At 61.7% G+C, this 17993-nt stretch carries 12 protein-coding genes; 8 read left to right on the plus strand and 4 right to left on the minus strand.

Features of this window, described 5'->3' with window-relative positions; genetic code table 11:
- The first annotated feature begins 194 nt into the window (after nt 1-194).
- From AAFG13_RS41345 to AAFG13_RS41375, 7 genes are all read left to right on the plus strand, one after another.
- Nucleotides 195-2081 (plus strand): calcium-binding protein, encoded by a 1887-nt coding sequence (locus tag AAFG13_RS41345; RefSeq protein ID WP_342710568.1) that lies wholly within the window; start codon nt 195-197, stop codon nt 2079-2081.
- A 341-nt stretch (nt 2082-2422) separates the two neighbouring features.
- Complete coding sequence (locus AAFG13_RS41350) at nt 2423-3037, plus strand: methyltransferase domain-containing protein (RefSeq protein WP_212311661.1); 615 nt, start codon at nt 2423-2425, stop codon at nt 3035-3037.
- A gap of 196 nt (nt 3038-3233) precedes the next feature.
- Nucleotides 3234-5468: a peptidase domain-containing ABC transporter gene (locus tag AAFG13_RS41355; protein WP_212311018.1), complete on the plus strand. Its 2235-nt coding sequence runs from the start codon at nt 3234-3236 to the stop codon at nt 5466-5468.
- Nucleotides 5458-6804 carry an HlyD family type I secretion periplasmic adaptor subunit gene (locus AAFG13_RS41360; RefSeq protein WP_342710569.1) on the plus strand — a complete coding sequence of 449 codons (1347 nt, stop codon included), beginning with the start codon at nt 5458-5460 and terminating at the stop codon, nt 6802-6804. Before AAFG13_RS41355 ends, AAFG13_RS41360 begins: the two co-directional genes overlap by 11 nt.
- 119 nt (nt 6805-6923) lie before the next feature.
- Nucleotides 6924-8837: a hypothetical protein gene (locus AAFG13_RS41365; protein ID WP_342710570.1), complete on the plus strand. Its 1914-nt coding sequence runs from the start codon at nt 6924-6926 to the stop codon at nt 8835-8837.
- Between the two features lie 718 nt (nt 8838-9555).
- Nucleotides 9556-11379, plus strand: coding sequence for a glycoside hydrolase family 99-like domain-containing protein (locus tag AAFG13_RS41370; RefSeq protein WP_342710571.1), 1824 nt, complete (start codon nt 9556-9558; stop codon nt 11377-11379).
- Between the two features lie 11 nt (nt 11380-11390).
- Entirely contained in the window at nt 11391-12314 is a 924-nt protein-coding gene (locus AAFG13_RS41375) for a glycosyltransferase family 2 protein (protein ID WP_212311015.1), read from the plus strand.
- A 106-nt stretch (nt 12315-12420) separates the two neighbouring features.
- Here the strand turns inward: AAFG13_RS41375 and AAFG13_RS41380 are convergent, their stop codons facing one another.
- Complete coding sequence (locus tag AAFG13_RS41380; RefSeq protein WP_342710573.1) at nt 12421-13299, minus strand: hypothetical protein; 879 nt, start codon at nt 13297-13299, stop codon at nt 12421-12423.
- 545 nt (nt 13300-13844) lie between these two features.
- Here AAFG13_RS41380 and AAFG13_RS41385 point away from each other — a divergent pair.
- Nucleotides 13845-15089 carry a glycosyltransferase family 92 protein gene (locus AAFG13_RS41385; protein WP_342713514.1) on the plus strand — a complete coding sequence of 415 codons (1245 nt, stop codon included), beginning with the start codon at nt 13845-13847 and terminating at the stop codon, nt 15087-15089.
- A gap of 102 nt (nt 15090-15191) precedes the next feature.
- Here the strand turns inward: AAFG13_RS41385 and AAFG13_RS41390 are convergent, their stop codons facing one another.
- From AAFG13_RS41390 to rfbA, 3 genes are read right to left on the minus strand one after another with little or no spacing between them, the layout of a single operon-like run.
- Nucleotides 15192-15899 (minus strand): hypothetical protein, encoded by a 708-nt coding sequence (locus AAFG13_RS41390; protein ID WP_342710574.1) that lies wholly within the window; start codon nt 15897-15899, stop codon nt 15192-15194.
- Nucleotides 15900-15924: 25 nt separating this feature from the next.
- Entirely contained in the window at nt 15925-16992 is a 1068-nt protein-coding gene (rfbB, locus tag AAFG13_RS41395) for a dTDP-glucose 4,6-dehydratase (RefSeq protein WP_342710575.1), read from the minus strand.
- Complete coding sequence (gene rfbA, locus AAFG13_RS41400; RefSeq protein WP_342710576.1) at nt 16982-17893, minus strand: glucose-1-phosphate thymidylyltransferase RfbA; 912 nt, start codon at nt 17891-17893, stop codon at nt 16982-16984. Before rfbA ends, rfbB begins: the two co-directional genes overlap by 11 nt.
- Nucleotides 17894-17993: the final 100 nt, after the last annotated feature.

Raw genomic sequence — 17993 nt, forward strand, 5'->3', positions numbered from 1 at the left:
AGACTAGGTCTGCACTAAGCAAGGGCGCCGCCTCAACTCTGGTTGAGGCGGCGATTTTTTGCGATTACAGGTGGTGCTATCAAACGCTGTCTGATAATGTCGCAGTGTTGCTGCCTGCTCCAATTGTGAACCACCGAGATCATTTGAGTATTTGCTTAGAGATGATGTAGCGCGTCGAAGCAGGGGCTCGATCGATGGTGACGCAAAACCTGAACCAGACGGGGCTCAAGGTCGCGATCAACTCCACGATCGATCACGCAGCCCGGCAACAGATTCTCGACTATCTGATCAGCGCGGGGGTCGGTTACACCAGCCCGGATGACGGCGCGACCATCCCGGTCGAGGTGGGCGCCGGGATCAGCAGCCCGGATCCGAACGCCAATGTTCTGATCGAAACCAATGCCAACAATACGATCAAGCTTGACCCCAATCTGAAGGCGATCATCGAAGCCACCAAGAGCGACGTGACGCTGACCGTGAACGGCGCCGCCCCGGTGGTGGTCGCGACCGGTGTCGGCAACGACGATATCACCATCAATAATAACCGCGGTACCACGGTTCTTGCCGGGGCCGGCAACGATACGGTGTACGGTGGCGGCGTGGGCCACACCCAGATTTACGGCGACGCCGGCAACGACTGGCTTTATGGTAGCGACTGGTCGGATTTGCATGGCGGTAGCGGCGACGATACCCTGCTGTCCGGCAGCTCGCTGGACTCACTGGACCGGATCAACACGCTGGACGGCGGTAGCGGCAACGACGTGCTGTTCGGTGGCTGGGGCAATGATCGCCTGTATGGTGGCGCCGGTGACGACTGGTTGAGCGCGGGTTTCTACAACGAGACTCTCGACGGCGGCGCGGGCAATGACACGTTGGTCGCCGGCACCTACAGCGATCAGCTCTACGGCGGCGCGGGTGACGACCTGCTCTACGCGAACTTGTTTGCGTGGTACGGCTCGTTCCTGTCGGGCGGTGACGGCAACGACACGCTGGAGGGTGGTGCCAGTGCCGTAGCCGACACGTTGGATGGCGGCGCCGGCGATGACCTGCTGAAGGGCGGCGTCGCCACTGCTGCGGAGTACGGTGGCAGCGGCAACGACGTTCTCTATTCAGGCGCCGGTTATGGGCTCGGCACGTTGCTCGATGGCGGTGAGGGCGACGACACGCTGGTTGCCGGTGCAGGGTATAATCCTGCCAATATCGGTTCCGACACGCTGGACGGCGGTGCCGGCGACGACCTGCTGATCGGCGCTGCCGGGACTGTTGCGGAGTATGGTGGCAGCGGCAACGACGCGATCTACTCGCACTCCGATGCGGCGCACGGCACGATCCTGGACGGCGGTGGGGGCAACGACTCGCTCTATGGCGGTACCGGTGCCGACTCGCTGGATGGCGGCGCCGGCAACGACCTGCTGGTCGGCGGTATCCGCACTGTTGCCGAATACGGCGGCAGCGGCAACGACGTGCTCTACTCGGGCAGCGATGCCTTGCACGCGACTTCACTCTACGGCGGTGACGGCAACGATTCGCTCTATGGCGGGGCCGGTGCCGACTCGCTGGATGGCGGCGCGGGCAGCGACCTGCTGGTCGGCGGTACCGGCACTGTTGCGGAATACGGCGGCGCAGGCAACGACGTGCTTTATTCGGGCAGCGATGCCTCGCATGCGACCTCGCTCTATGGCGGTGACGGCAACGACTCGCTCTATGGCGGTGCCGGCAACGACACGCTGCATGGCGGCTCCGGCCACGATACGATGGTCGCCGGCTCGGGCACGCAGACGCTGATCGGCGGCAATGGCGGTTCGTCGTTCGTCGGCTCCGCCACCGGCACGGCCTCGATGGTCGGCGGCTCGGGTCAGGACTACTTCTACCTGTCCAACCTCCACAGCAAGGACACCATCGACGGCGGCGCCGGCAGCAAGGACTCGCTGACCTTCCTGGATCACGCCTCGACCGATGTGACCGACATTAGTGCGGGCAAGGACGGTTCTCTGGACATCAACTTCAGCAATGGCCAGGTGACCCAGATCAGCAACATCGAATACCTGATCTTCAACGATGGTCACTCGACCAGGTTGTAAACATCCCAGGCCTTCACGAAGTGAGGGGGCCGCCTCGACCTCGGTTGGGCGGCCCTTTCGTCGGTGTGCGAACACGGTGATCGGAACTTGTCGATCATTCGGCGTCGGATCGGGCGAGTTCCGTCTCAAGTTCCGCTCCAGGCATTCCGTTAACGGACGTTAGAACGTTAGTTCGTCACATTCGGACCACGTAGCTTTTGTAAAGGCGTGTGGCTCGCTCGATTGAGTGGTGCCGTGGCCTTTCCCGCGGCGCCGGCAACTTTGGTCAAGACGAGCGATCGCTGCAGAAATCAGCCGCTTAATGCGCGAACCGCGGAGCTCTCGAATTGGCCAAGAAGAAAATGCTGAACGCCGGTGCTGGATCGACGGTTGCCAAGCGGATCCAGCCGCTCCTGACGTCGCATGAGTGGGAGGAGGTTCGCCTCGATGTCGACGGCAGCGTGTCTCCGGACATCGTCGGCTCGATTACCGATCTCGCCAAACTGTGCCGGCCGGCCTCGTTCGACGCGATCTGGTGCTCCCATCTGATGGAGCATCTCTATGCCCATGAGATACATCCCACATTCGTCCAGTTCCGCGAGGTTCTCAAACCGGACGGATTCGCGCTGATCATGTCGCCCGACCTGGAGGCGGTGGCTCAGCACATGCTGACCCAGGGTCTCGGTGCGGTCGCCTATGTCTCGCCGGCCGGTCCGATCCGGCCACTTGATATGATCTACGGGCATTCCGGCGCGATCGAGCAGGGACGTCACCACATGGCGCACAAGACCGGGTTTTCGTGCGACCGGATGGGAAACCTGCTGCTGAGCGCCGGGTTTCCGACGGTGTCCGTTCGCAGCGGGAACTTCGAGGTCTGCGCCTTGGCGCTCATGCCGGAGGCCGAGGAGAGGCGGATCCGGCCGCAGCTCGAGGCCTGCGGCTTCGACTTCCGGGAGACGGAGATCGCCGCCCCGTGATCGTCGATGTTAAATAATGTTATAATGGTTCCGTGGTTAAACCACCGGTAGCAATGGCCGGAACTGGCTTCTGTGCTTGTTGCGACACATATCTTTTCGGAACCATGCGCTGAAAATGCTGCGTTAGCGAACTAACAGTGATAAGTTATATCTCGCTAGGGACCGGATCTTGCGCAGTCGAAACCTCGAGGCTTCCATGACCAAACACCTCTCGCTCGTCGGCGCACCTTCGGTGGAGGCGCTGCCGCCCTCGGGTCTCGCCTGTCTCGTCATCGTGGCAAGACAGCATGGTTTGCACCTGACCCCGTCCCAGCTCATCCATGATAATCTCCTGGGCGACCAGGAAGTCACGCTTGCCGAGCTTTTGAAGTGCGCGAATTCCTCGGGCATGACGGCAAAGGCCGTCACGCTGGACTGGAAGGGGCTGAGCCATCTCAAGCGGGCGCTGCCGGCAATCGTTCGCCTGCGCGATGGCAGCCACATGGTCTTGCTGCGCCTCGAAGGCGATGAAAACAGCACCCGGGTGGTCTTGCAGGATCCGAACGCGAGTGAGGATGCGCTGCTCGTCATCGATCAACCGCGCTTTGAGGACATCTGGTCGGGCGACGTCGTCATGGCCAAGCGCGATTACGAGATCTCCGACGAGACCCAGCCGTTCAGCTTCGGCTTTGTCACCGCATTGCTGTTCCGCGAGCGGCGGATCCTGCGCGACGTCGCGATCGCGGCGCTGATCCTGGGCTTCATGGGCCTGGCACCGATCATGTTCTGGCGGCTGCTCTCCGACAAGGTCATTTTCTACAAGGCCTACAACACGTTCTACGTGCTGTGTATCGCCATGTTCGTGGTCATCATGTTCGAGGCGGCATTCACGTTCCTGCGGCAGTATCTGGTGCAGCGCTTGACAGCCCGCCTCGACGTCAAGCTGTCGACCTACGTATTCGAGAAAGTGCTCAATCTGCCGATCGACTACTTCGAGCAGAACGCGGTCGGCCTGATCTCGCGGGACATCCGCGAGGTGTTTCGAATTCGCGGCTTCCTCACCGGGCAGTTGTTCGGGACCGTTCTCGATTCGACGACGCTGTTCTTCTTCCTGCCGGTCATGTTCTTCTTCAGTCCCATCATGACGCTGATGGTTCTTGCCTTTGCCGGGGTGATCGTAACCTGGCTTGTCCTGATGCTGCCGACCTACCGGAAGAAGTCCTCGGCAACCCTGGCGGCCGAAGGCGCACAGGGCGCGTTCCTGATCCAGAGCCTGAACGGCATGCGGACCATCAAATCGCTGGCGCTCGATACACGGCAGCGCCACATGTGGGATGTGCTTGTGGCGCGCGTCGCCAAGGCGCGTCTTGCCGAAGGCCTGACCGGAACCGCCATCCAGACGGTGGTGCGCCCATTGGAACGGTTGGCGGTGAGTGCGCCCTATGCGTTCGGTGTCTACCTGGCCGTGTCGAGCGGCGATCCGGTCTATGTCGGCGCGCTGTTTGCCTTTCTGATGCTGTCGCAACGTGTGGCCGGCCCGCTGATGCAGATGGCCCAGCTCATCAACCAGTACGACGAGGCCCGCACGGCGGTCACGATCGTCGGCAGGCTGGTGAATCAGCCGCCCGAGGAGGGACGTTCCGGCCATGGCGTGAGGGTCCCGCTCAAGGGACTGGTCGAATTCTCCGGCGTCACGTTCAAGTACAAGGGAGCGGTGTCGCCGGCGCTGAACAACGTCTCGTTCGAGATTCCACTCGGCACGACGCTGGGCGTGATGGGCAAGAGCGGCTCGGGCAAGACCACGATCACGCGGCTGTTGCAGCGGCTGCACTCCGACTACGGCGGCTTGATCAAGGTCGACGGCATCGATGTCCGCGAATACGATGTCGACCATCTCCGGCGCAACGTCGGCGTCGTGCTGCAGGAGAACTTCCTGTTCAGCGGCACGATCCGCGAGAACATTTCAGCCGCAAAGCCCGATGCGACCTTCGACGACATTGTCAGGGCGGCGCGTTTGGCCGGTGCCGAGGAGTTCATCGACAAGCTGCCGCGCGGCTACGAGACCTATATCTACGAGGGATCCACGAATCTTTCCGGCGGGCAGCGTCAGCGCCTCGCGATCGCACGCGCGCTGATCGTCAATCCGCCGATCCTGATCCTGGACGAAGCGACCAGCGCGCTCGATGCCGAGAGCGAGACGATCGTGAACGCGAATATTTCGCGGATCGCCCAGGGGCGCACGCTGATCATCATCTCGCACCGGCTGTCGTCGCTCACGAAGGCCGACGCGATCCTCGTGCTCAATCGCGGCGTGGTCAACGATATCGGGCGCCACGACGAGCTTCTGGAGCGAAACGACATCTACAGCTCGCTCTGGTACCAGCAGAATACCCATCTGGTGCCGGCGGGCCGCAACGAGAAGAACTTCAGGAGTCCGACCCTTGTCTCCTAATCAGGCTTCGCTCGCGACCGTTCGCCAGTTCCAGTCCGAAACCGATGCCATCCGCGAGGCGGCTGAGCCGTTGCTGGCCCGCGCGACGCTGTTCGTGCTGTCGGCGTTCATGGTCTCCATCGTGGCGATCATGTGCTTCACGCGCGTCGATCGGGTCATCACCAGCGTGGGCGGCCGGATCGTTCCGGTCGATCAGATCAACGTGCTGCAGGCCCTGGACGCGTCGATCATCAAGACGATCGATGTTCGGGAAGGTGAGCAGGTCGAGACGGGTCAGCTGCTCGCAACCCTCGACTCGACCTTCACCGTGGCCGATGTGACGCAGTACAAGCTGCAGATCGCAAGCCTTGACGCACAGGTTGCCCGCGACGAGGCCGAATTGTCCGGAAAGCCGCTGACATTCGGTCAGTCCAACGATCCGGAAGCCACCCGGTACAACGCCTTGCAGAAGGCGCTCTACGACCAGCGCGTCGCCCAGTACAATGCGCAGGTGAACAGCTACGACTCCAAGATCAGTCAGACCGAAGCGACGATCCAGAAGTCGAAGAAGGACGACGAGCGCTACAGTCAACGTGCCGAGATCGCCGGCAAGATCGAGGACATGCGCTCGACGCTTGCCGAAAGCGGCAGCGGGTCCAAGCTGAACCTGTATCTGTCACAGGATAATCGCCTGGAGTTGTTGCGTCAGATCGACAACACTCACAACACCTTGCTGGAAGCGCAACATCAGCTGGAATCGTTGAAAGCCGATCGCAAGGCCTTCACCGAGCAATGGAATGCGCAGCTGAGCCAGGATCTGGTCACGACGCGCAACAGCCTGGATACCGCCCGCTCAAACTATGACAAGGCCATCAAGCATCAGGACCTGGTGCGATGGACGGCGGCCGAGCCCTCGGTCGTCCTGACCCTCGCCAAGCTTTCGGTCGGGTCGGTGCTGAAGCCGGGCGATCCCTTCATCACGCTGATGCCGCTCAAGACCCGGCTCGAGGCGGAGATCCAGATCCTGTCGCGCGACGTCGGCTTCGTCCGGCCGAACGACCCCTGCACCATGAAGGTCGATGCGTTCAACGCGGCGGAGCACGGTACGGCGCAGGGCAAGATTCGCTGGATCAGCGAAGGCGCCTTCACGACCGATGATGACGGAAAGCCGGTCGATGCCTACTACAAGGCGCGATGCTCCGTCGACGAGACCAACTTCAAGGATGTTCCGAGGAATTTCCGCCTCATTCCCGGCATGACGTTGCAGGGCGATGTCAATGTCGGCACCCGATCGGTGGCAATGTATCTGCTCGGCGGCATGCTGCGCAGTGCAAAAGAAGCAATGCGCGAGCCATGATGGTATCGACGCGATCCCTTCTCGACTTGCTCCGGCCCGGTTCCTCCCGTTCAGACTCTTCGCAGTTTGAACGGGGACTGGAGGCTTACGAGAACCGGCAATATCTCGAGGCGCTGCGCTTGTGGCGGCTTGCGTCGCGAGCGGGCAACCCGGAGGCGGATTACCGGATCGGGCTGCTCTACGCGAGGAACGAGGGCGTCATCGGCAATATTCCCGATGCGGTCGCGTGGTATGAACGCGCCGCCCTGAACGGACACACCGAAGCGCAATTCCAGCTTGGCTTGATCTACTTCCACGGGTTTCAGGCCGCGCTCGGACCGAACAGGCCCGAGATGTGGCGGCAATCCACCGCAGCGCGGCTGGGTGACAAGGCGACCAACCTCCACGATCTGGTGTTCCCGAACGGAATCGGCGTGCCGAGGGACCTCGACGCCGCCTTCCTCTGGATGTCGGTGGCGGCGGAGGCCGGCAAGGCGGACGCACAGGCGCTCCTGGGCGACATGTACGCCAACGGGCAAGGCTGCGCCAAGGATCACGCTGTTGCCCTGCGCTGGTACGAGGCCGCGGCCGAGCAGAAGGCGGCGGCCGGCGAATTCGCGCTCGGTGACGTGCATTATCAGGGACGCGGCGTTCCCGTCGATTTTGCGCAGGCCGCGATCTGGTATCAAAAAGCCGCGGAGCGGGGGCATGTCCGCGCGCAGGTGGCGCTCGCCTTCATGTGCCTCAAGGGCACCGGACTTCCCGAAAATGTCGAAGAAGCCGCGCGGCTGTTCCAGAGTGCCGCTGCGCATGACGATACCATCGCGCTCTACAACATCGCGCTGTTGCGGCTGAGCGGCAAAGGGGTGGCCAAGGACCTCGACAAGGCCGAGACCGCGCTGCGCAAGGCGGCACGGAAGGATTACCTGCCGGCGATCCAGGCGCTGGCCGAGTTCTATGCGCTCGGCACTGCCGCCGAGCCGGATCTGCGCGAGGCGGCGTACTGGTACGAGAAGGCGGCCGAGCGCGGCGACGTGCAGGCGCAGTTCTTCACCGGGCGCTTCTACGCCACCGGCACCGGCGTTCCGCCCAGCATCCGCCAGGCCGCGAAATGGTTCGAACGCGCCGCCGAGAGCGGCCATGCCACGGCGGCCCACAACATCGCGGTGTTCTATCTCAACGGCAACGGCGTGACGCGCGATGTTGCGGCCGCGATCAAGTGGTTCGAACGCGCGTGCGAGGGAGGCATCAGCGCCGCTGGCGTGCAACTCGGCCGGCTCTACGCGGCGGGCAACGGTGTGCCGCGCGACCAGGTGCGCGCTGCCGAATGGCTCAGCAAGGCGGCCAAGGGCGGCGACGCCGATGCAAAGACGGCCTATGCCCTGTTTCTCATCCAGCAGGAGCCATCCGAAGCGGGTCTTGCGCAAGCACGCACGCTGCTCACCGATGCCGCCGAGGTCGGTCATCCCGCCGCGGCATTCCAGTTGGGCGGGCTCCACATGGGAAGGTCCGGTGGCGCCGTCGATCTACCGGCCGCGGCTCAATGGTTCAAGCGCGCGGCAAGCGCCGGCCATGTCGAGGCCCAGCACACATTGGCGGTGCTGTATTCCGATCCCAAGAGCGCCCTCAAGGATCCGCAGGCCGCCGCCGGCTGGATCGTCAAGGCTGCCGATGGTGGCAGCGCCGCAGCGCAGTTCAAGCTGGCGGTGATGTATTGCACCGGGCAGGGCATCGAGCAGGATCTTGCCCAGGGCGTGAGATGGTACGAAGCCGCGGCGCGCCAGGGCCACACGACCGCGCAATACAACCTTGCCGTGATGCTCGGACGAGGACAGGGCCGCGACGCCGATCCGGCGAAGGCGGCCGAGTGGTTCGCGGCAGCTGCGGAGCAGGGCATGGCCGAAGCCCAGCTCGCCATTGGCGATGCACTGCGTGCCGGCAACGGCGTCGCGCAGGATCGCGATCAGGCGCTGCGCTGGTATCGGCAGGCGGCGCAGCAGAACAACGAAGGTGCGCTACGTCGTCTGCAGGCGATGGGCGAAAGCGTCGGCTGAGATTGTTGGAGGCGGACATCACGTCGCGCGCAAGCAATGGCAGAGACGGTGACACGGCTTTGTTTTTGGGCGCGAAGGCACGGAAGCGTGCATGTCCGCGTGACAATCTAGGCAGAACTAACAATGGCTTTCATATCGACGATAGAGAGATTGCGTTAATGTGGGTTCGCGGAATAAATGCTCATTGCACCTCTGGTTGTGTGAAGATGATCGATAAGAACCGAGAGGTCACGATCTGGAGCGTGTCAGGCAACGTGATCCCGGGATCGAACGTCCGCGTGACCGGGAAAGAAACTGGAGCCGGCGTTAAACGTTGGCAGGAGATTGAGTGGCAATGAACAAGATGGTCGAACGGAGCGTCAGGGATACGAAGGATATGTTGCCCGTTGCCAGTCCGGTTCAACAGGAAGATCATCCGCAGAGCCTGTTCCTGGATCCCGATATCAGCGATCTTCAGTCGGGATCGCGGTTGCGTGGCGCGATCCTCGAATATTCAGGGCGGGGAATCTCGGGCTGGATTGTCGATGCCCAGTCGCCTGCTTCAACGGTTTCGATAGCGCTCTTTGTCGCTTCCCACTGTGTCGAAGAAGGACGCACCGGCCGATCCATGCCGGCCCGTATCGGTCCGCGGAGCGTGATTGGACGTCCCGGATTCCGGATCGATCTATCCACGCCGGGTGTGCGCCGTCGGCTGGCGCGCGCCCTGCGAAACACGCTCGTGGAGCCCAAGCATGCGCAGATCTATCTGCGCATCAGCCTGAACGATGGCGAATACTACGAGATACCGCTGTTCGAGAATTTTACGCCGAGCGAAGTGGTCGTAGCGTTAGGCTTCTCGATCGAAGACTACGACGATCTGCTGTTTCCGAACAACGACAACAGGACAATCGCCGGACCGGCGGCCGCCGCCACCAAAGAGGTGCGCTACATTTGCTTCTACCTGCCGCAATTCCATTCATTTGAAGAAAATGACAGGTGGTGGGGACCGGGGTTCACCGAGTGGACCAATGTCGCGCGCATGCGTGCCCAGTTTCCGGCTCACGAATCGCCATGGTTGCCGGCCGATCTTGGATTCTATGACGTCCGCCTGCCGGAGACGCGCCGTCAGCAGGGCGACCTCGCGCGCAAGTACGGCATCGATGGATTTTGCTACTACGTCTACTGGTTTCAGGGGCGACGGCTGCTGGAAAAGCCGCTTCAGCTCCTGCTCGAGGACGGCGAGCCGAACCTGCCGTTCTGCATCTGCTGGGCAAACGAGAATTGGTCCCGCCGGTGGGACGGCTCCGATGCCGAGCTCCTGCTGGGACAAAATCACTCGCTCGACGACGATGTCCGCTTTATCGACGACATGGCCGACCTGCTGCTCGATGAGCGCTACATCACCGTCGATGGTCGAAAGATCATCGTCGTCTACAGGCCGTCATTGTTGCCGGACAAGCAGCGTCTGTTCGAGATTTGGCGCGAGAGGGCCAGAGAGCTTGGGATCGGCGAACTGCTGATTTGCAATGCGATGACCTTTGGAGAGTTCGATCCGCGTGACGTCAATTGTGATGCTGCGATCGAGTTTCCGCCGCACACAGTCTCGACGCGGGAGGTGCCGCCGGCCGAAGTCGATGCGCCGCCGACCTTCGCCGGAAAGGTGTACGACTATGTCGATGCGATGCGATCGTCGATCGGCAAGACCTACGATTTCCCGTTCTTTCCTGCCGTGATGCCGCGTTGGGACAATACGCCGCGCAAGGGCGCGCGCGGTCACGTCTTCACGAGGTCCAGTCCGGAGGCGTTCGAGGTCTGGCTTCGTGACGCGACCCTGCGCGCCAAGGGCAACAGCTTCTCCGAGTCGTTGGTGTTCATCAATTCCTGGAACGAGTGGGCGGAGGGGGCTCATCTCGAGCCGGATTCGCGTCACGGACGAGCGTTCCTGGAGGTCGTGCGAAGGGTGGCTTCGGCGGAGCCGATTTCGGCCCAGATCCGAAATAGCCCGGATCTGCTCGACTGCCTGAGCCGGCAGGAGCTCGAGTGGGCGGTGAAGGAGGCCTCGACGCATGTCGAAGTGCTGGCCAACCTGCACCGGTCGGGTCTCACCCATTCAGGCGTACAGCGTGTCAGAAGCGGCACGCCGGTCGAGGCAGAAGGCGCGTCCGACAATCCGGCAGGTTCATTGCTGGTCATCGAGAACATTAATTCGCAGACGGGCGAGCGGGTGATCGTCGATCCGCGGTTCGAGATATTGGTACGGGGTTGGATCTGCGCGGGCAATACGTTCGAAGCAAGCCGGCAACGAACAGGATTCCTGGTGCTGTCGGCGTTTGCGCCGGATAGCGCGGTCAACAGCGGGTACTGCCTGATCGTCGATTGGCACGAGCGCGTCGACGTGAAGGAGTATATGAAGGCCGAAAGCAAGGACTGCTATTTCGGCTTCCAGCTGTCCTTCTCGATTCGGGATTTGCCGGATGGTGAATATCAGCTCGCGGTCCTGGAGGTCGGCGACGGCGCCAGCGCGCTGGTGCGGTCCCGCCATTCGATCATCGTGAGACGTTGAGGTCGCGGCCGATGCTCGCAAGTGTCGTCATCGCGTGCTACAAGCACGAGCAGTATCTCGAGGAATGCCTCGAGACTGTCTATCAGCAGACTTTTGCCGACATCGAGCTCGTCATCGTCGACGACCACTCGCCGGACAAGAGTTTTGAAGTCGCGCAGAAGGTGATCAAGAAGCGGTCGTTCGGAAAGCGCTTTGTCTCCTGCAAGCTGCTCAAGAACCCGCAAAACCTCGGCGCCCACTACACCTGGAACAGGGCATTGTCGCTGACGAGCGGCGACATGATCTTCCTTTTGAACTCGGACGATGCCTTTTCGACGGAGCGGGTTCGGCAGTTCGCGGATCAATATGCCAATGAGCGGCTGTTCTTCGGCTTCTCGGCCGTCGAGCCGATCGACGAGCACGGCAGGTCGATCAGCAACTACCAGTTTCCCACGCGCCTGCGCTATGCAATCGATCGGGCCCAGATCGCAGGTGCGCCGCTATCATGGACGTTCCTGGATTCCCAGATTGCCGCGTCGACCGGAAACTTCGTCTTCAGCCGTGAGCTGCTGCGGCAGGTGGGCTGGCTTGCCGACCTCAAATACTGTCACGACTGGGACTTCGCCCTGCGCGCCGTCACCAAGGTCGAACCGACCTATCTCGAGACCGATCGCTATCTGTATCGACTTCACTCGACCAACAGCTTCCGAAGTCTGAGCAAGGTGGCGGAGAGCGAGACGAAGGCTTGCATGGAGTCGTACTGCCTGAATGCGATCTCGTCGCGACCGCAAAACAAGACCTGCCTCAGCCCGTCCAATTTCGGCGATTCATTCTATGACTTCGTGAAGCTGCACCCGAACTTCAATTATTGGGTCAAGCAGATCTACGCGCCCTATCATCCGGAGCATAGGACGGTGGAGTCGAACGATCGCACCAGGCCGCTTCGCTGGCGCTGATCGAGGGCAAGCCTGCCTTGTCCGTTCCAATGCAATCGGAACGGAGCCCTGATTGAGCGTGCGCCGCGGCTTCACGCAAGCCGCGACACACGTCTTTAGAACCGACCTAGCAGAGGTTTTTCGACGCCGTCTTTGCGGTCGTCTTGAGAACTTCGCGCAGCGCTTCCAGGCGATCGGTCTGGCAGGGCACGGTGGGGACCAGCCAGCCACCTTCGTCATTTTCGTTCCAGGCGTAGATCAGCACCGCGGGGGCCCGACGATCGGGCGCACGGCTGTTCACCCAGCTGATCGATTGCGCCAGATGGCCGGCCAATTCCTTCTTCGTCGGCGCTGCATAGAAATTGGCGACGCCATCGCCGGGACGCTGCGACTTCTCCCAGGGGACCGGACGTTCGATGCGCGGGCGCCTGTCCCATCCGGTCATCACCGTGGGCACCACCGGGACCTGGCTTGCGGAAAGATCATTCCAGCCCTTTTCGGCATACTTCGCGAGATCCGCAAAGCTGCCGCGGCCGTTGCCGGTTGTGATCGCATATGACCCCACCGCGTCAGCGCCCAGATTGGCGGCCTCCTGGCTCAGGAATTTCGTGTCTCCTGCCAGCACGACGTAAGGATCGGCAAGTCCGGCTCCGTTCGCGTCGGATTTGAACTTGCCGAGCTGGGCGCGCAGACCTTGCACACCGCCCCAGCTTCGCTGCACATCCGCACCCTTGATGAAGCCCAGGAAGTACAGCGGCCGATCATTCTCCACCCTCAGATAGTTCTTGTCCGCCATGAGGCCGATGTGCTCCTGGGGCAGTGAGGATAGCTTGGCCGCCGATCCCCATCGCCCGAGCTCGGTGAACATGCAGTATCTCAGTTCGGCCGCCTTCGGCCGGGCTCTGAACGCGTACAGGGCTTTCGACATCGGGTGGTTCGCGCCGTAGGCGGCAAACGCCCAATAGTCCAGTCCTGCAAAGATGGCCTGGTCGATCTCCTTGTCCATCTCGGCCTCGATCGAAGCCGAAAAATCGAGCGCGTTGGGATCGCGGTTTATCTGCGTTCCGAAGAACGGCGTTCGCCACCGATATTTTTCGGGACCGAGCGATTGCTTCATGGCTTCGGTCGGCTGCGAGCCCGGCGAATACCAGGCGTCCCATCGGATTGCTCCGACCAGAGGCCGGGAAGCTGCCGCGGCCGCAGCAGGATGGCCGGAACCCAGCACGCTGAGCGAGCCGGGCAGGAGGCTCGCGGATAACGATGTCAAAAACATCCGTCTTGTAAGCGCGAACGGCTTACGGACTGCTTCGTTCCCATTGTCCATTGGCGATCTCCGATCGTTCCCGTCCGGTGCGACGGTTTCGTGCAAATGACAGCAAGCCCCTCTGCTCTATTGTATTGATTTTCCTCGAAATAACCTTACAACAGTTAAAATGTGAGCGCTGCGTGTTATAGCCTTATTCTTGTAGGATAAGTGCGCTAATAGGGAATTCGTGGTGCGAACCAATGGTAATTGCTTGTTGATCTCGTGGGGAGCGGCTCAGGTTGGACATGGAAATTCCTGCATTGTCTAGTTTCAGCTCAGGCGTGAATCTCGATACGCTTCCAGCAAGTGAGATCGAGACAAGGCTTAGAGATTTCTTTTCCGGGCGGATCGCGAATCCGAAGCCCGACGAGCTCATCCAATCGGTCGAGCAGTTGGAGCAGCAATACGGCCACTACAAGGAATTCCAGTTTGCAAAGGCGGCAGCGCTTGTGCAGGCATGTGATTTCGCCGGAGCGCGTGCAATCCTTCTCGACCTCGTCAAGCAGCTGCCATCCGACTCGCGGGTGTTGCATCGCCTTGCGATCGCGGATCTCAACATGGGATCAGCCCAAGAGGCGCAGGACGTCTATCTTTCCGCGCTCGCTGCGGCCCCGAAAAGTGAAAATCTGCGGCGAGAGTTTGCCGGCCTCCTGCGCGTGATGGAGGCGAAGAAACTCTATGTCGGGGTCGATCGGAAGAAGCACGGCCTGGCCGCCGTGTGCGCCATCAAGAACGAGGGCGACGACCTCTTGGAATGGCTGCATTTTCACAGACTGGTCGGAGTCGATCACTTCTACCTCTACGACAACGGCAGCACCGACAATACGCGCGCCGTCATCGAATCCTTCCCGTGGCCCGAAATGATCACCTATCATTTCGTGGAGGGGGAATTTGGCCAGATGCGCGCGTTCTCTCATGCGATCGACAGCTATCGCAATTGCTCGGAATGGTGCGCCTTCATCGATGCCGATGAGTACCTGTTTCCGACCAAGGCCGGCAACATCAAGGACGTCCTGGCGGAGGTTGGATCAGCGCCGGCAGTGGCGGTGCATTGGTTGAACTTCGGATCGAACGGTCACGACGCGAAGCCGGCCGGCTTTTGCATCGAGTCCTTCACGCGTCGTGCTCCGGACGACTTCCCGGATCATTTCATCATGAAGTCGATCATTCGGCCGGACACCATCGTGTCCTACCTGCATCCCCATCAATCGCTCGTTCTGGGCTGCTACGTCCAGGAAGACGGCACGCCCGTTTTCCCGATCGGCGGCCGCTGTACGGCTCCCAAGCGGGACAAGCTCGTCATCAATCACTACTACACGAAGTCGCGGCAACAATTGCTGAAGAAGCGTGAGCGCGGCAGGCCGTTGGCCGATGGCGATCCCGAGAAGATCCGCGCGATGGAGTTCTTCACATTGCGGGATCGCAACGATATCGAAGACGCGACGATCCAGCGGTTTCTGCCGGAGCTGAAGAAGCTGGTCCAGAGCTGAATCCGGGGGAAACAAGAAGGGCGCGCCAATTGGCGCGCCCTTTTATTTCGTGCGTTGAACCGATCGTCGACCGTAGCGGCCGGCTACCGAGGCTCTGGTCGGCTATAGCGGCTCCAGGCGGTATTTCGCGAGCAGGGCCTGTGCGGCATCGACGTCGATCCTTGGCGGCCTTTGGAAGACGGACATGTTGTTGGCCCGCGCGATTTCCCGCGCGACCGTCCGTACCGAATGGTAGTGGGGACGGTTCTCGAAGTCGTGAATTGCGATGAAGGCTCCCGGCGCGGCGTGCAGCACGCACTGCACGAAGCAGGCTACGCGAAACCGGCCGTCGACGAAATACAAGTCCGCAGTCCTGCTTTCCGGACGCTCCCAGATGCGTTCGTGATAGTCGGGCCAGGAGCTCTCCTTTTCCTTCTCCACCGGATAGCCCCACTCGCGCAGCTTGCCGATATCGACGTGCAGCAGCAGCGGCTGGGTGCTCGCACCGCGCGTGGCGTCAGCGACCTTGGAGAGCCATTCCGACGAGGAATCGATGGAAATGACCCAGTCCTTCTTGGTCTGGCAGGCGAGCCAGGTGCTTCCGCCCGAGCCGAACTCCAGGTAGCGCGTCGAGAGATCCACGAAGCTTTTGAACAGCGTCTGTTCCTGGCCGTCCATTGCGATGTTCATGGCGGGATCCCTTGGTTTCTCGATCTGTTGTCTGGTGGGTGGTTGCCAATCCACCGTCGGAAGGCGGTCGCGGCTCGTCAAGCCGCGATGAGATCCGGTTGAATCGTCATCGCGCTTCTCGGCTTCCTGTTGGCTATCCACGCCGATGGCTTGGAGAGGCCGGCGATTACTGGTTCAGCCCGACGCGCTCCACCTTGTAGCCGCGCTCCAGGATCGCGCGCCACCAGGGTTGCTCGTCGACATACCAGCGCACTGTCTTGGCGATGCCGGTCTCGAAATTCTCTTCGGCGCGCCAGCCGAGCTCGGTCTCGAGCTTGGTGGCGTCGATGGCGTAGCGGCGGTCGTGGCCGGGGCGGTCGGCGACGAAATTGATCAGCTGGCGCCGCGGGCCGGCCGCAGCCGGCGTGACCTCGTCGAGCAGGTCGCAGATGCTTTCCACGACGTGCAAATTGGTGCGTTCGTTGCGGCCGCCGACATTGTAGGTCTCGCCGACCTCGCCGCGTTCCAGCACCAAGGTCAGCGCCTTGGCGTGATCCTCGACGAACAGCCAGTCGCGGACGTTCTGGCCGTCGCCATAGACCGGCAGCGGCTCGCCGGCGAGCCCCTTGATGATCATGTGCGGGATCAGCTTTTCCGGGAAGTGATAGGGGCCGTAATTGTTGGAGCAGTTGGTCACCAGGGTCGGCAGCTCGTAGGTCTCGCGCCAGGCGCGCACCAGATGATCGGACGATGCCTTGCTGGCCGAATAGGGCGAGTTCGGCGCATAGGCCGTGGTCTCGGTGAACAGGCCTTCGTCGCCGAGCGACCCGAACACCTCGTCGGTCGAGATATGCAGGAAGCGGAACTGGTCGCGCTTCTCGGGCGAGAGCGTGCGCCAGTGGCGCAGCGTCTCCTGCAGGATCGTGAAGGTGCCGACGATGTTGGTCTGGATGAATTCGCCGGGGCCGTCGATCGAGCGGTCGACATGGCTTTCCGCCGCAAGATTCATCACCGCATCGGGCTGATACTTCTCGAACAGCCGGCGCAGGACTTGTGCTTCGCAGATGCAGGCCCTCTCGAAGGTGTAGTTCAGGCTCTCGGTCGAGCCGGGCAGGGAGGCCAGGTTCGCCGCATAGGTCAGCTTGTCGATGTTGATGACGCGGGCGTGGGTGTCGCGCAGCAGGTGCCGGACCACGGCGGAGCCGATGAAGCCCGCGCCGCCGGTGACGAAAATCGTCGATCCCTTAAACCGCATGTTTGAATACCTCGGCAGTGCGGGGCTGACCATGGAATGAGCGGTAGACCGACAGCAGATACTCGCCGTAGCTGCTCTTGGCGGTCTTCTGTGCCACCCTCGCGAAGGCTTCCAGCGAGATGTAACCCTGGCGCAGCGCGATCTCCTCGGGGCAGGCGATGCGCAGGCCCTGGCGCTGCTCCAGGATCTGGACGAAGTGGCTGGCTTCGACCAGCGAGGAATGGGTGCCGGTGTCGAGCCAGGCGAAGCCGCGGCCGAGCACCTCGACATAGAGATCGCCGCGCTCGAGATAGGCCTTGTTGACATCGGTGATCTCAATCTCGCCGCGCGGCGACGGCTTGATGCCGGCGGCGATGTCGACCACGTCATTGTCGTAGAAATAGAGACCGGTGACGGCGACGTTGGACTTCGGCCGCTTCGGCTTCTCCTCGATCGAAAGCGCCCGCCCGGTGCCGTCCAGCTCGATCACGCCGTACTGTTCGGGCGCGTTGACGACGTAGCCGAACACGGTGGCGCCCTTCTTGCGGACCGAGGCGGCCGACAGCATGCTCGGCAGGCCGTGGCCGTAGAAAATGTTATCACCTAACACAAGGGCGACCGAGTCATCGCCGATGAACCCGCGTCCCACGATGAAGGCGTCGGCGAGGCCCCGCGGGGTCTCCTGCGTGGCATAGGCGAACCGGACGCCCATCTCGCTGCCGTCGCCGAGCAGGCGCTGGAACAGCGGCTTGTCCTGCGGCGTGGAGATGATCAGGATATCGCGGATTCCGCCGAGCATCAGCGTCGACAGCGGATAATAGATCATCGGCTTGTCGAAGACGGGCAGCAGCTGCTTGGAGACGACGGTGGTCACGGGGTAGAGGCGCGAGCCGGTGCCACCGGCAAGGATAATGCCTTTCATGGTCCCTCACAATTTGATTATCAGAACATAACATATAGCGTGCGCTGCACAAGTTTGTTATGAGGGAGAAATTAACATTTCGGGCGCGTCAAACTGGAAC

The sequence above is a fragment of the Bradyrhizobium sp. B124 genome (assembly GCF_038967635.1).
GTDB lineage: Bacteria > Pseudomonadota > Alphaproteobacteria > Rhizobiales > Xanthobacteraceae > Bradyrhizobium.